Source organism: Nocardioides humilatus (assembly GCF_008373755.1).
Classification (GTDB): domain Bacteria; phylum Actinomycetota; class Actinomycetes; order Propionibacteriales; family Nocardioidaceae; genus Nocardioides; species Nocardioides humilatus.
On record NZ_VUJV01000003.1, the window covers coordinates 552,450 to 565,576 of the forward strand.

A 13,127-nucleotide genomic window follows, 5' to 3' on the forward strand; every position below is an offset into this window, starting at 1 on the left:
GGTTTACAGGTAGCCCATCGGGTCGACCGGCACGCCGTCCTTCATCACGATGAAGTGGAGGTGGCAGCCCGTGGCCCAGCCCGTCTCGCCGACCGCACCAACCACCTGGCCACGCGTGACGTGGTCGCCCTCGGAGACGTCGTAGGCGCTCAGGTGGTTGTAGACGACGGTGATGTTGGAGCCGTTAACCGTGCCGATGTTGAGGTAGAGGCGGTTGCCGTAGACCTCGTCGTAGTACTCGTTGATGACCGTGCCGGACTCCGCCGCCCACAGGTCGGCACCGCAGGGGGCACCGAAGTCGGTGCCGTTATGCAGGCCCCAGTAGTGGTAGATCGGGTGCTCGCGATAGCCGAAGGGCGAGGTCACCGGGCCGTCGACGGGCAGGTGGAGCAGGCCACCGGTGTCGCCGGAGTAGGTCGGCGAGTCATCCTGCTGCTGCTGGACGAGCTGCAGGATCTGCTGCTTGATCCGCTGCTCGCGGTCCTGGAGCCGCTGGAGCGCTGCGCGGTCGTTCTTGCGGGCATTGACCGCGGCTGCACGGGCGTGGCGCGCGCCCTCGACCAGGTCACGCACCTGGACCCGCGTGTGCTGCGCGTCGGCGTAGAGGCCCTGGATGTGGCGGAGGTTGTCGCGGGCTGCCTGCTTCTGGGCGGCGACCTCGTCGCGCGCGGCGCGGACCTGGGCCTTCCAGTCGGCGAGCTCGGCCTCAGCGGTCTCGTAGGCGGCCAACGCCTGGTCCTCGCGGCCGAGGATCATCGATCCGGCGGTGCCGGCGACGAGCAGCTCCTGGATCGAGCCCGAGGAGGTGATCGCGTCGAGCACCGCGAGGTCGGCGTTGCCGCGCGTCTCTATCCCGAGGACGGTGTCGCGCACCAGCTTGCGCTGCCTCGCGACCTCGGCCCGGGCGGCCTTCAGCTCCAGGGCGACCCGATCGAGGCGCCCCTGGGCGCGCACGAGGGCGCGGGCCAGCTGACGCTGCAGAGCACGCGCGTCCTGGAGATCGGCGCGGACGGCCTGCAGGTGCTGCCGTGCGCTGCTGAGACGACCGACAGCCCGCTCGAGGCGACGCGTGGTCGAGGCGACCTCGTGGCTCGCCTCGTCGATGTCGTGCTGCGCCTGGTCGATCTGGTCCTCGACCTGGTGCTGCTGGTCGCGCAGATCGTCCTCGTCGTCCTTGGCCATCGCAGTGGGTGCGACGAGTCCGCCGACCGCGACGGCTCCGGCGACGAGCAGTGCTACCCGCTGAGGGCGCCGGGGACGGTGGGACGGAGCGCCGGGGAAGGAGCGCACAGGTACGGCCAATCTTGTTCGGGGAAGTGAACGCCTTGACGGTAACCGGAGCCGATCACACTTTGATGTATTTGCGTGTCAGCAGGAGTGTCGGGATCAGGGTGAGGGCCGGCCCCAGGAACACGATGCCCGGAGGCAGGGTGCCGGTGAGGGTCTCGATGTAGTCGTCCCAGCCGATCCACGGCACGAACTGGATCGCTCCCTCGAGGCCGTCTTGGACCGCGAACTTGATGAACGCCGCGAGCGCTCCGGCAGCGAGGCCGACACCGATCACCGCCGTGACCAACGACTCGAGCAGGAACGGGAGGGCGATGTAGAGGGTTGAAGCACCCACGAGTCGCATGATCCCGATCTCGCGCCGGCGCGCCATCGCCGCGAGGCGGATGGTGGTCGCGACCTGCATCACGGAGGCCAGCAGGAGCAGGAGTGCCCCGATCCAAGAGCCGTACTTGAGGGCGTCGATGATGCCGAAGACCGGCTTGAGCTGCTTGCGTTGGTCCTTCACGCCGGCGACGCCGTCGAGGCCGGTCACCGAGCTGATGACGCCCTGCGCCTTCTTCGGGTCCTTGAGCGTGATCCAGTACTGCGGCGGCCAGTCCTCGACCGTGAGGATCGGGTCGGTGCCCTTGAAGTAGGGCTCGTACTCCGGGATCTCCTGCGCCTCGGCGTAGCCCTCGTCCTGCGACTGGAACTCGTAGGACTCGACCTCCGGGCTCGCCTTCAGTGCGCGCTCGACCTCCTTGCGCTGCTGGTTGGTGACCGCGCCGCCGCCACAGTTGGGGCTGTCGGACGGGTCGTCGACCACACAGAGGTTGACGAGGATCTGGAGCTCGTTGCCGAGCGTCTCCGCGGTCGCGTCGGCCTGCCGCTGCAGCAGCATGCCGCAGCCCGCGAGGGTGAGCGAGACGAAGATCGTGATGATGACCGCGACGTGCATCGACAGGTTGCGACGCAGGCCGGAGCGGAGCTCGGTGAAGACGTAGCGCAGCTGCATGGTGAGGGTGACTCTCCTGAGTTTCCGGGTGAGGCGGGCGGCGGGGCGCGCTAGGGCGTGTCGTCGTGCTGGAAGCCGTAGCTGCCAGCCGCCTCGTCGCGAATGACCTTGCCGTTCTCGAGCTCCACGACGCGCTTGCGGAACTGGTCGACGATGCCGTGGTCGTGCGTCGCCATGAGCACGGTGGTGCCGCGCTGGTTGATGTCCTCGAGGAGGTTCATGATCCCGACCGACGTCTGCGGGTCGAGGTTTCCGGTCGGCTCGTCGGCGATGATGATCATCGGCCGGTTGACGAAGGCCCGCGCGATTGCGACGCGCTGCTGCTCACCACCCGACAGCTCGTCGGGCATCCGCGAGCCCATCCCCTTGAGCCCGACGACCTCGAGGGTCTCCGGCACGACCTTGTTGATCTCACGGCGGGACTTGCCGATGACCTGGAGCGCGAAGGCGACGTTCTCGGTGACCGTCTTGTTGGGGAGCAGGCGGAAGTCCTGGAAGACGGTGCCGACCTGGCGCCGCAGCCGCGGCACCTTCCAACCGGCCATCCGGTTGATCTCCTTGCCGGCGACGTAGACCCGACCACTGGTCGGGCGCAGCTCACGCAGGACGAGGCGCAGCGCCGTCGACTTGCCCGAACCGGACTGGCCGACGAAGTAGACGAACTCACCCTTGTCGATGTCGACCGTCACGCGATCGAGCGCCGGGGTGCCCGGGCCGGGGTAGTTCTTGGTGACCTTTTCGAAGCGAATCACTGACCAGACGGTACGCGAGCGCGGCAAGCAGCCGCCGGACGCCTCCAGGGTGTGTCGGTGAAGAGGGGTGTCTAGGGTGAGCGGGTGCCGCACCCCCTGCGATGGCTGTTGCTGGCCGTCGTGCTGACGGCGCTGCCGATCACCGCCGGCGTGCTCATGTTCGACGAGAAGGCGGCGCCGCCCGTCTCGAAGCGTCCACCGCCGCCGGCCTACGCCTCGACAGCGCTGGCCGACTACGACTCGCGGATGGTCGCCCTGACCCGAGCACCGTTCTGCGACCGGATCGCCGACGAGGCGATCACCGAGGCGCTCGGCGGCCAACCGCGCGAGCGGACCGCCTACCGCAACGGCCAGCGCGCGCTGGTCACGACCGGCGTCGACGACATCGCCCACGAGTACGGCTGCCGCATCACCGGCGCGCGCGGCGAGCTGCGCGCCTGGCTCTTCGCTCCCCCGGTCACCCGCGACCGGGCCCGTACCCTCGCCGCGGAGTCCACGCAGCGCGGGTCGTGCACGCGCCCGGCGGGCGCGCCGGCGTACGGCGTCTCGAGCGTCGCCCTGGTCTGCCCGGCCGGCAACCGCACGTGGGTGTCCTTCCGCGGCCTGTTCGGTGACGCGTGGCTCTCGTGCAGCCTGCAGGCGCGGACCTCGCTCGGTGTCGACGCGCTCGTCGATCGCGCGGGCCGCTGGTGCGTCGCGGTCGCTGAGGCGGCTGCCGTCAGCCCGATCACCTAGGCACCCCTAGAGGGCGAGCACCGCCGTGAAGACGGCGCAGCAGTGACCGACCTCGTCGTCGAGCGCGGCTCGACCGTCGGCCGACGTCCCTGACCACAGCAGCGCCCGGTCCTCGACGTAGGCCGTCCAGGCATGCACCGCGGCGATCTGCGCGTCGTCGACGCCCACCGCGGTGCAGACGCGGCGGGCGACGGTCATCCGGTGGGACTCGACGCCCTGACCGTCCAGGGAGATCCCGCCGCTGCCGAAGACGAGGGCGAGGTAGAACTCGCGCCGGCGTTCGATCTGGGCGTAGAAGCGTTCGACGAACTGGCGGAGGGCGACCTCGGCGTCGACGACAGGGTCGAGGTCCGAGTCGGGCTCGATGTTGCGCAGCACCCGCCGGCCGGCCGCCCCGATGACCGCGTCGTAGTAGTCGGTTTTCGTCGGGAAGTAGTGGAAGAGCAGACCGCGGGAGATGCCCGCCTCCGCGGCGACCTGGTCGATCGAGAGCTCTTGGATCGGCTTCTCGACGAGCATCCGGAGGCCGATGCCGAGCAGCTGCCGTCGCCGATCGTCCTGGCTCATCCGCGTCCTGGTCACACTATTGAGCATTGCTCAATAGTGTGACAAGGTCAACCCATGGACTTCTCCCCCTCCCCTCGCGCCGCGGAGCTGACGGCGGCCGTCAAGGAATTCATCGCGACCGAGGTCGAGCCGGTCGAGGCCGCCTACCACCAGGAGATCAAGCGCCGCCGCGAGGCGGGCCAGGGCGAGCAGTGGCAGGAGCTCCCTGTGATGAAGGAGCTGCAGGCCAAGGCGCGCGCCGCCGGGCTGTGGAACCTCTTCCTCCCCGCCGGCCACGAAGGCCCCTACGCCGAGAAGTACGGCACGCGCGGCGGTGCCGGACTCAGCAACGTCGACTACGCGCCGATCGCGGAGCTGACCGGCCGTTCGCTGCTGGCGCCCTACGTCCTCAACTGCAACGCGCCCGACACGGGCAACATGGAGGTGCTGCTGAAGTACGGCAGCCAGGCGCAGAAGGACCGCTGGCTCGACCCGCTGCTCGAGGGCAAGATCCGCAGCGCCTTCCTCATGACCGAGCCCGGGGTCGCCTCCTCCGACGCCACCAACATGGAGCTCAGCGCGGTCGTCGACAACGACGAGATCGTGCTCAACGGGCGCAAGTGGTTCTCGACCGGCGTCGGCCACCCCGACTGCGAGATCTTCATCGTCATGGGTCTCACCGACCCCGAGGCCGACCGCCACCACCGTCACTCGATGGTGCTCGTGCCGCGCGACACCCCGGGCGTGAAGATCGAGCGGATGCTCACCACGATGGGCTACTTCGACGAGCCGCACGGCCACGGCGAGGTGTCGCTGACCGACGTCCGCGTGCCGATCGAGAACTTCGTCTCCGGCCCCGGCGAAGCCTTCGCGATCGCCCAGGGCCGCCTCGGCCCGGGCCGTGTCCACCACTGCATGCGACTGATCGGCCTGGCCGAGAAGGCGCTCGAGCTCGCGATCGAACGCGGCACCTCGCGCACCGCGTTCGGCAAGCAGCTGGTCAACCTCGGCGGCAACCGCGAGCGGATCGCTCAGGCCCGGATCGCCATCGAGTCGACCCGGCTCCTCGTGCTCAACGCCGCGTGGAAGCTCGACGTCGGTGGCCCGATGAACGCCATCAGCGAGGTCTCGCAGATCAAGGTCGCCGCGCCCAAGATGGCGCTCGAGATCATCGACTTCGCGATGCAGATCCACGGCGGCGGCGGACTCACCGACGACTTCCCGCTGGCGGCCGCCTGGACCGGCGCCCGCTCGCTCCGCTTCGCCGACGGCCCGGACGAGGTCCACCTGGGCCTGATCGCGCGCATCGAGCTGATGAAGTACGGCGTCGCCCGGTGAGCCGCCGCGTGCTCGTGACGGGCGGCGCGTCCGGTCTCGGCGCCGCGCTCGTCGCCGAGTTCGTCGCGCGGGGTGACCGGGTGCTGATCTGCGACCTCCAGGCTCCGGCCGAGGGCACCGGCGCCGACTACCTCCGCCTCAACGTGACCTCCGACGACGACTGGGCTGCCGCCCTCGCCTGGGTGAACGAGCAGTGGGGCGGGCTCGATGTGCTCGTCAACAACGCCGGCATCGCCAGCGGCGGGCGCATCGACGTCGCCACGATCGAGGAGTGGCAGCGGGTCATCGACATCAACCTGCTCGGCGTGGTCCGCGGGTGCCGCACCTTCACTCCCGGCTTCAAGGCGCAGGGCTCGGGCCACATCGTCAACACGGCGTCGCTGGCGGGGCTCGTGCACCCGCCGGGGATGTCGTCCTACACCGCGGTCAAGGCCGGCGTGGTCGCGCTCAGCGAGACGCTGTCCTACGAGCTCGACCCCTTCGGCATCTTCGTCACGGCGATCTGCCCCGGCTTCTTCCGGACCAACCTCGCCAGCTCGATCGCCGGCAGCGACACCGCCGTCGGCCACATCGCGGCGCGGTTGATCGAGAAGTCCACCTACGTCCCCGACCAGATCGCCGCCCAGGTCATGGCCGGGATCGACGAGCAGGCCATGGTCGTTGTGCCGGACGAGCCTGCCAGGCTGGCGGTCTGGGCCAAGGCCAACGAACGACCCACCTACGACCAGGAACAGCGCAACTTCGCCGCGCGGATCAAGGCGATCGCTGAGCAGGCTGAGCACACGGAAGGCACCTCATGAGCAAGGGAACGATCCTCATCACGGGCGCGAGCTCGGGACTCGGCGAGGAGATGGCTCGCCAGTTCGCCGATCTGGGCTACGACCTCGCGATCACCGCGCGCCGTACTGACCGGCTCGACGCGCTGGCCGCGGAGATCACCGGCAAGCACGCCGACCGGACCGTCGTCACCAAGGCGCTCGACGTCAACGACGACGACGCCGTCTTCGCCGTCTTCAAGGAGGTCGCCGCCGAGATGGGCGGCATCGACCGGGTCATCATCAACGCGGGCCTCGGCAAGGGCGCGCCCCTCGGCACCGGCCGCTACGACGCCAACCGGGCCACCGCGATGACCAACTTCGTCGCGGCGCTCGCCCAGACCGAGGCCGCGATGGAGATCTTCCGCGCGCAGGCCAAGGAGGGCCGTCGCGGCCACCTGGTGATGATCTCGTCGGCCTCGGCGATGCGCGGCATGCGCAAGACGATCACCACCTACGCCGCCACGAAGGCCGGCGTCTCCGCGCTGGCCGAGGGCCTCATCAACGAGAACGTGAAGGCCAAGGGCATCGACGTCTCGATCATCTACCCGGGCTACATCATGTCCGAGATGAACGAGAAGGTCGCCCAGCAGACCAAGTTCATGGTCGACACCCAGACCGGCGTGAAGTCGATGGTCGATGCGATCGAGAAGCGCAAGGAGAAGGCGCTCGTCCCTGCCTGGCCGTGGGTGCCGCTCGGCTTCGCGCTCAAGCACCTGCCGATGTCGGTCGTCCGGAGGCTCGTGTGACCGACTCCCCCGTTGCCGGCGCCCCTGTTGCCGGTGCCAAGGAGGTTCGCGAGGAGGACGCGTTCGACGTCGCCGCGGTCGATGCCTGGCTGCGCGCCACCGTCAATGGGTTCGAGGCTCGCTTCGCGAGCACCTCCACCAGCGAGCTGCCCGAGGTGAAGCAGTTCTCCGCCGGCGCGTCCAACCTGACCTACCTGCTCCGCTATCCCGACCGCGACCTGATCCTGCGGCGGCCGCCGTCGGGCAGCAAGGCCAAGAGCGCCCACGACATGGGGCGCGAATACCGCATCCAGGGCGCGCTCGCGCCGGTCTTCCCGCAGGTCGCCCCGATGGTGGGTCACTGCGACGACGAGTCGGTCATCGGCTCGGAGTTCTACGTGATGGAGCGGGTCGTCGGCGAGATCCCCGGCAAGGACTTCAACGTCGAGCTCGCCGCCGAGCAGGTCCGCGCGCTGTGCCTCAACACGTTCGACCTGCTCGCCGCGCTGCACGCGGTCGACCCGGCCGAGGCCGGTCTCGACGTGCTCGACAAGGGCCCGGGCTACGTCGCCCGTCAGGTCGGCGGCTGGTCCTCGCGCTTCCGCAAGGCCATCACGCCCGACGTCCCCGACCTCGAGGAGGTCATGGGCTGGCTCGACGCGCACCAGCCCGACGACGTACGTCGTTGCCTGATCCACAACGACTTCCGGCTCGACAACATCGTCTACGACGCCGCCGACCCGACCGTCCCGATCGGCCTGCTCGACTGGGAGATGGCGACGGTCGGCGACCCGCTGATGGACCTCGGCTGCACGATGGCCTACTGGATCCAGGGCGACGACGACGAGATGCTCCAGCTCACGCGGATGCAGCCGAGCAACGCCGACGGCATGCTGACGCGCAGCGAGGTCGTCGCCTACTACTGCGAGAAGGCCGGTCTCTCCGTCACGCCCGAGCAGTGGTTGTTCTACGAGGTGTTCGGCCTGTTCCGGCTGGCCGTCATCGCGCAACAGATCTACTACCGCTTCTTCCATGGGCAGACGACCAACCCGAAGTTCGCGCCGTTCGGCATCCTGGTCGACATGCTCGACCAGCGTTGCCGGGCCCTGATCGGTGCCGCTTCGTGAAGGTGCTCCACCTCGTCCGCCACGGTCAGGCCTCCTTCGGGAAGCGTGACTACGACGCGCTGTCGGACCTCGGCCACGAGCAGTCGCGGCTGCTCGGCCGGGCGTTCGCGGTGCGCGAGGTCATCCCCGACGTCGTCATCCGCGGCGAGCTGCGCCGCCATCGCGAGACCGCCGAGGGCATCCTCGCCGGCCTCGCCGACGTCGGAGTGCAGCGCGAGATCCCGGTGATCGTCGACGCGGGCTGGGACGAGTTCGACTTCCAGCACGTCGTCGAGGTGCACAAGCCGCTCTACAAGTCGCGCACGCTGATGGTCGCCGACCTGGCCCGCAGCCGGGCCCCGAAGGCGAAGTTCCAGGAGATCTTCGAAGAGGCGACCACCCGCTGGACCGGAGGTACGGCGGACGGCGACTACCACGAGTCCTTCCCCGCCTTCACCGGCCGCGTCCAGGCCGCGCTCAAGGCGGCGGCCGCCCGGATGCCGGGACGGGGCACGGCCGTCATCGTCACTTCGGGCGGCCCGATCGGGCTCGCCACCTCACATCTCCTCGCGGGCGACGCTTCTCTGTGGGGCCAGCTCAATCGGGTCGCGGTCAACACGGCGGTCACGAAGGTGATCAACGGCGGGAGCGGGCTGACCCTGGCGTCGTACAACGACCACAGCCACGTCGAGCACGACCGCCGGATGCTGACCTACCGTTGAGCGGTACAACCTGCCACGCCGCGCAGGGTGATCGGACCTGCCTGGCACCCTGTGGCCATTTGTCTACTTACTGACTAGATTTAAATGATTATCAGTCAGGAGACAGACATGAGCGTCATCGAGCACTACCGGGTCAGCCGCTGGCACGACCGCTTCCCGCCGCGCGGCGCCTGGCGCGCGCTGGGCGGACTGATCGCCTTCGTCCTGCTCTCGACCCGCGACCTGACGGGCGCGGTCGCCGTACTCGTCGCGTTTGCGGCCGCCGAGGTCATCTACGACGTGGCCGAGCGGGACCAGTAGCCCCGATTGACCGGACGGGTCAGGCGTCGGCCTGGTCCGCTCCCCTGCGCCAGCGGATGCCCGCCTCGAGGAAACCGTCGAGGTCGCCGTCGAAGACGGCCTGCGGGTTGCCGCTCTCGAAGCCGGTCCGCAGGTCCTTGACGATCTGGTAGGGGTTGAGCACGTAGTTGCGCATCTGGTCGCCCCAGCTCGCGGCGACGTCGCCCTTGAGGTCCTTCTTGAGCGCGGCCTCTTCGGCCTTCTTCACGGCCAGGAGCTTGGCCTTGAGGACGACCATCGCGGAGGCCTTGTTCTGCAGCTGCGACTTCTCGTTCTGGCAGGACACGACGATGCCGGTCGGGATGTGCGTCAGACGGACCGCGGAGTCGGTGGTGTTGACCGACTGACCACCCGGTCCGCCGGAGCGGAAGACGTCGGTGCGGATGTCGTTCTCGTCGACCTCGATCTCGTCGGTCTGCTCCAGCACTGGGACGACCTCGACCGCGGCGAAGGACGTCTGGCGACGACCCTGGTTGTCGAAGGGGCTGATCCGCACCAGGCGGTGGGTGCCGGCGTCGACCGAGAGGGTGCCGTAGGCGTAGGGCGCGTGGATCGCGAACTCGGCCGACTTGATGCCGGCCTCTTCTGCGTAGGAGACGTCGTAGACCTCGACGGGGTATTTGTTGCGCTCGGCCCAGCGGGTGTACATCCGCATCAGCATCTCGGCGAAGTCGGCGGCGTCGACCCCGCCCGCGCCGGAGCGGATCGTGACGATGGCCTCGCGCTCGTCGTACTCCCCGTTGAGGAGGGTGCGGACCTCGAGGGCCTCGACGGCCTTCTTGATCTTGCCGAGCTCTGCCTCCGACTCGGCGAGGCTGTCGGCGTCGCCTTCTTCCTGCGCGAGCTCGACCATGAGACCGAGGTCGTCGATGCGGCTGCGGAGCGCCTCGAAGCGATCGACCTGTCCCTGCAGTGCGGAGAGCCGGCCGGTGACGCGGGTGGCGTTGGCCTGGTCGTCCCACAGGTCCGGAGCCGCGACCTGGATGCCAAGGTCGTCAATATCGCGCTTCATCGCAGCGAGGTCGAGCACCTGCTCGATGGTGTACATCGTCGCGGTCAGCTGCTTGATCTCGGTGTCGTACTCAGGTCCTGCCACAGGGACCAAGGTACGGGGCCTCCGTCGACCGGATGAAATCTGGGGATTTCGGTTTGCCGCAGGCTCCGCCGGACGCATCATGAAGGCTGAGACCAGAGGACTGCCGATGACTCCCCGACACCGCTTGGAGCCGGTCAAGGCCGGCGGCGCCGTACGACGCGCCGTGGTGACCTCGGTGCTGTCCGCCCTCGCTCTCACCTCGGTCACGATCACGGCCGCCGCGGTCACCCTCGCGGACGCCGAACCGAAGCCGCGCGGCCCGGTCGCGGCTCCCCCGGCGACCACCTCGACGCCCACCTCTGCCTGGTCGACCTTCGGCCCGCCGGTCGAGATCGAGGACCCGCCGATCGGCATCCCGCAGGTGCCCGTGGTCGCCGTCGACGGACCGGTCCTCGCTGAGATCCCGCCCATGGCTCTCGCTGCCTACCAACGCGCCGAGGCGGTGCTGAAGGGCGCCGACGAGAGCTGCCACCTGAGCTGGACCCTGATCGCCGCGGTCGGACAGGTCGTGACCCAACACGGTGCCCAGAACGGCGGCACGTTCGACGACGACGGCGTGCTCCACCCCAAGCTCAAGGGCGACCCGATCACCGGCGACGACGGGAAGAAGCTCCCCGACAGCGACGCGGGCCAGGTCGACGGCGACGAGTTGTACGACCTCCCGGTCGGCCCGATGCAGCTCGCTCCGCCGACGTGGGCGATCGTCGGGGTCGACAGCGACGGGGACGGCTCGCGCAACCCCTACGACATCGACGACGCCTCGCTCGCGGTCGCCGTACTCCTCTGCTCGGGCGAGGACGACCTCAGCAAGCGGCCAGGCCGGGTTGCCGGCGTGACCCGCGTCAACGACGACCCGTCGTTCATCGAGTCGGTGCTCGCGGCCGACCGGGCCTACACCGTCCAGCTCAACGACGCCCTCAACGCCAGCCCGACGGTGATCCCGACCGATCCGTTCACCGACATCCCCACCGACCTGACCGACATGCCGAGCGACACGGACACCCCGTCCGACACGCCCTCGAATGCACCCGGGACGGACGGCACCGGCACCCCCACGTGGACCCCGTCACCCTCGGACACCGACTCCTCGACCCCGACCGAGACGCCCTCGGACACCCCGTCGTCGACCCCGTCGGGCACCCCCTCCGGCACCCCGTCGGACACGCCTTCGGACAGTCCGTCGTTCTCCCCCTCAGACACACCCAGCCGGTCGGACACCCCGAGCGCCTCGGCCACCGACCCGTCGACGACCTAGCCGCCCGGTCGAACGACGGCCGATCCCGCGGCCCCGACGATCGGACTCCCCGGTCCGCCGGGGAGGCGGAGCGGGAGCACGAGCCGCGCGGAGATCTTCACCACGACCCGGTCACCGGTGACGGTGACCGAGACGCGGAGGCCGGGGTGCTCGACGTACGCGCGGGTCAATCGCAGGTAGTCGCGCACGGCCGCTCTCGCAACGTCGACGCTGAGGTGGAGGTCGTGGTCGCCGAGCCCACCGGTGTAGACGTCGCGCCCCTCGGCTGCCGCGTCGGCGCCGTACAGCGCGGCCCCGTCCGCCAGCGAGTCGAGGCTCTGACGCTCGATGTAGGCGGCACCCGCGTCGACCACGACGGCGACCAGGAGCGCGACGAGCAGCGCGAAGCCGATGATGACCACGCTCGACGAGCCCCGTTCGTCGCGCTCACCCACGAGCCGCCTCCTGGTAGCGCCCGATGGGCACCTTGTGGGACGCGCTGAGCTCGAACCGCGGTCGACTGCTGCCGAAGAAGTCCGGCAGCAACGGCAACACCATCTCCGCGGTGATCGTGACGGTGATGACCGACGTGGCGCTGTGGCAATCGCGCGGGTACGGCGTGCACGTGACGCGCACCTCCATCGGCGCCTCGGCCAGACCTTGGTCCGCGAGGGCGCGGCGGGCGACCTGCACGGCCGCTGCACGGCCGGACGTGTCATCGGGTGCCAGTGCGTAGGCCCGTCCGGCCGCGCGGGCTGCCGCGGTCACCCCGAAGGCTCCCTGCTGCGCCTCCGAGACCGTCAGCACGATCCACAGCAGCGGGAACAGCAACAAGATGCCCAGCCAGACCAGCTCGACGACCGCGCTGCCGCGGTCGTCACAGCGCCTCACCTCGGCGACTCCTCCACCGCCCGGCCGGACACCGAGAAGCTCACCGCCGGCCCACCGATGCCGAGCGCCGGCACCACCGCCGCAACGGTGACGACGACGCCTGGCAGCCCGTCGACGGTGGCCGATGATCCGGTGACATCACGTGCGAACCGCCCGGCGATCGCCGCGTTGATCTGCGCCCGAGCACGAGCGACCCCGTCGTCAGGTCCGCGGTCCGCTGTCGCCGCGTATCGCGCGCCATCTGACACCGCCGCGGCGAGCGTCGCTCGGACGTGCAGTACCAGGGCCACCTGCATCAGGCCCGCCACCAACGGCGCGAGCACGACGACCACGAGCACGAAGTCGACGACCGCCGACCCGCGCTCCGGCCGCCGGGTCACTGCACCGAGCCCAACGCTGACTGCAGCATGTCGACGAGCATCGGGCGCGCCGCCGCCATCACGGCCGTCACCAGACCGACGGACATGACGGTGATCAGCACCCAACCGGGCACATCGCCTCGGTCGTCGCGACGCCACCAGCGATAGATACGAACCTTCAT

Annotated in this window: 17 protein-coding genes; 8 read left to right on the top strand and 9 right to left on the bottom strand. The window is 69.5% G+C overall.

From position 1 onward, the window contains the following. Positions 1 to 3 precede the first annotated feature (3 nt). The 3 genes from F0U44_RS10505 to ftsE are packed head-to-tail and all read right to left on the bottom strand — an operon-like array spanning position 4 to position 3,036. On the bottom strand, positions 4 to 1,290 hold the full coding sequence (locus tag F0U44_RS10505) for a peptidoglycan DD-metalloendopeptidase family protein (RefSeq protein ID WP_149728239.1): 1,287 nt from the start codon (positions 1,288 to 1,290) through the stop codon (positions 4 to 6). 55 nt (positions 1,291 to 1,345) lie between these two features. Beyond that, a complete protein-coding gene (gene ftsX / locus F0U44_RS10510) occupies positions 1,346 to 2,284 on the bottom strand; it encodes a permease-like cell division protein FtsX (protein WP_149728240.1) in 939 nt (312 codons plus the stop codon). A gap of 50 nt (positions 2,285 to 2,334) precedes the next feature. Then, positions 2,335 to 3,036 carry a cell division ATP-binding protein FtsE gene (gene ftsE / locus F0U44_RS10515; protein ID WP_149728241.1) on the bottom strand — a complete coding sequence of 234 codons (702 nt, stop codon included), beginning with the start codon at positions 3,034 to 3,036 and terminating at the stop codon, positions 2,335 to 2,337. 84 nt (positions 3,037 to 3,120) lie between these two features. Here ftsE and F0U44_RS10520 point away from each other — a divergent pair, with 84 nt between their 5' ends. Further along, entirely contained in the window at positions 3,121 to 3,771 is a 651-nt protein-coding gene (locus F0U44_RS10520) for a hypothetical protein (RefSeq protein ID WP_149728242.1), read from the top strand. A gap of 6 nt (positions 3,772 to 3,777) precedes the next feature. Here F0U44_RS10520 and F0U44_RS10525 read toward each other — a convergent pair whose 3' ends face one another. Continuing rightward, the gene (locus F0U44_RS10525) at positions 3,778 to 4,338 is read right to left on the bottom strand and encodes a TetR/AcrR family transcriptional regulator (protein WP_149728243.1); all 561 of its coding nucleotides are present in this window, start codon (positions 4,336 to 4,338) and stop codon (positions 3,778 to 3,780) included. A 54-nt stretch (positions 4,339 to 4,392) separates the two neighbouring features. On the opposite strand from F0U44_RS10525, the gene F0U44_RS10530 reads away from it, so the two are divergent. The 6 genes from F0U44_RS10530 (at position 4,393) to F0U44_RS10555 (ending at position 9,326) form a co-directional block, all read left to right on the top strand. Further along, positions 4,393 to 5,655 (top strand): acyl-CoA dehydrogenase family protein, encoded by a 1,263-nt coding sequence (locus F0U44_RS10530; RefSeq protein WP_149728244.1) that lies wholly within the window; start codon positions 4,393 to 4,395, stop codon positions 5,653 to 5,655. Continuing rightward, positions 5,652 to 6,455 carry an SDR family NAD(P)-dependent oxidoreductase gene (locus tag F0U44_RS10535; protein ID WP_149728245.1) on the top strand — a complete coding sequence of 268 codons (804 nt, stop codon included), beginning with the start codon at positions 5,652 to 5,654 and terminating at the stop codon, positions 6,453 to 6,455. The genes F0U44_RS10530 and F0U44_RS10535 overlap by 4 nt, the downstream gene beginning before the upstream one ends. Then, complete coding sequence (locus tag F0U44_RS10540; protein WP_149728246.1) at positions 6,452 to 7,219, top strand: SDR family oxidoreductase; 768 nt, start codon at positions 6,452 to 6,454, stop codon at positions 7,217 to 7,219. The genes F0U44_RS10535 and F0U44_RS10540 overlap by 4 nt, the downstream gene beginning before the upstream one ends. Next, complete coding sequence (locus F0U44_RS10545; RefSeq protein WP_149728247.1) at positions 7,216 to 8,325, top strand: phosphotransferase family protein; 1,110 nt, start codon at positions 7,216 to 7,218, stop codon at positions 8,323 to 8,325. Before F0U44_RS10540 ends, F0U44_RS10545 begins: the two co-directional genes overlap by 4 nt. After that, positions 8,322 to 9,026, top strand: coding sequence for a histidine phosphatase family protein (locus F0U44_RS10550; RefSeq protein WP_149728248.1), 705 nt, complete (start codon positions 8,322 to 8,324; stop codon positions 9,024 to 9,026). Before F0U44_RS10545 ends, F0U44_RS10550 begins: the two co-directional genes overlap by 4 nt. 108 nt (positions 9,027 to 9,134) lie before the next feature. After that, positions 9,135 to 9,326 carry a hypothetical protein gene (locus tag F0U44_RS10555; RefSeq protein WP_149728249.1) on the top strand — a complete coding sequence of 64 codons (192 nt, stop codon included), beginning with the start codon at positions 9,135 to 9,137 and terminating at the stop codon, positions 9,324 to 9,326. 19 nt (positions 9,327 to 9,345) lie between these two features. Here the strand turns inward: F0U44_RS10555 and prfB are convergent, their stop codons facing one another. Further along, on the bottom strand, positions 9,346 to 10,461 hold the full coding sequence (gene prfB / locus F0U44_RS10560; RefSeq protein WP_149728250.1) for a peptide chain release factor 2: 1,116 nt from the start codon (positions 10,459 to 10,461) through the stop codon (positions 9,346 to 9,348). 106 nt (positions 10,462 to 10,567) lie between these two features. Between prfB and F0U44_RS10570 the strand changes: the two genes are divergently transcribed. Beyond that, entirely contained in the window at positions 10,568 to 11,716 is a 1,149-nt protein-coding gene (locus F0U44_RS10570) for a lysozyme family protein (RefSeq protein ID WP_188113422.1), read from the top strand. Here F0U44_RS10570 and F0U44_RS10575 read toward each other — a convergent pair. Genes F0U44_RS10575 through F0U44_RS22995 form a run of 4 tightly spaced genes read right to left on the bottom strand, consistent with a single transcriptional unit; the run spans position 11,713 to position 13,127 of the window. Then, entirely contained in the window at positions 11,713 to 12,150 is a 438-nt protein-coding gene (locus tag F0U44_RS10575; RefSeq protein ID WP_149728253.1) for a pilus assembly protein TadG-related protein, read from the bottom strand. The two genes, F0U44_RS10570 and F0U44_RS10575, sit on opposite strands and share 4 nt — an antisense overlap. Next, complete coding sequence (locus tag F0U44_RS10580) at positions 12,143 to 12,586, bottom strand: hypothetical protein (RefSeq protein WP_149728254.1); 444 nt, start codon at positions 12,584 to 12,586, stop codon at positions 12,143 to 12,145. Before F0U44_RS10580 ends, F0U44_RS10575 begins: the two co-directional genes overlap by 8 nt. Further along, entirely contained in the window at positions 12,583 to 12,966 is a 384-nt protein-coding gene (locus F0U44_RS10585) for a TadE/TadG family type IV pilus assembly protein (protein ID WP_149728255.1), read from the bottom strand. Before F0U44_RS10585 ends, F0U44_RS10580 begins: the two co-directional genes overlap by 4 nt. Next, a complete protein-coding gene (locus F0U44_RS22995) occupies positions 12,963 to 13,127 on the bottom strand; it encodes a hypothetical protein (protein WP_188113423.1) in 165 nt (54 codons plus the stop codon). The genes F0U44_RS10585 and F0U44_RS22995 overlap by 4 nt, the downstream gene beginning before the upstream one ends.